The organism is Streptomyces sp. SID3343 (assembly GCF_009865215.1).
GTDB lineage: Bacteria > Actinomycetota > Actinomycetes > Streptomycetales > Streptomycetaceae > Embleya.
Map to the genome: position 1 here is coordinate 1 of NZ_WWJX01001543.1, position 412 is coordinate 412.

Sequence of the window (412 nt, forward strand, 5' to 3'; positions counted from 1 at the left end):
GGCACACCGAGACGGCCCCGAGCAAGCCGCACGTCTTCGTCGACGCCCGCAGCGGCACCGTGCTCGACGCCTACGACGACGTGCGCGCCGGCGCCGGCCACAGCAAGTGGAACGGGCCCGACCCGATCACCATCGACACCGTCCACTCCGGATCGCAGTACACGCTGACCGACCCCAATCGTCCGGGCCTGAGTTGCGGGAAGTACAGCGGCGGCGGATTCACCAAGTACGTCGACGACTGGGGCACGGGCAATCCCACCAGCCTGGAAACGGGCTGCGTCGACGCGCTGTGGGCCGCGCAAAAGGAGTGGGACATGCTCCGCACCTGGCTCGGCCGCAACGGGCACAACGGCGCCGGACGCACGTGGCCGATCGCGGTCGGCCTCAACGACGTCAACGCCTACTGGGACGG

At 69.7% G+C, this 412-nt stretch carries 1 pseudogene; it reads left to right on the forward strand.

Going from position 1 to position 412, the window contains the following annotated elements:
* Positions 1 to 412: pseudogene (locus GT354_RS49110) on the forward strand (M4 family peptidase); the annotation flags it as partial.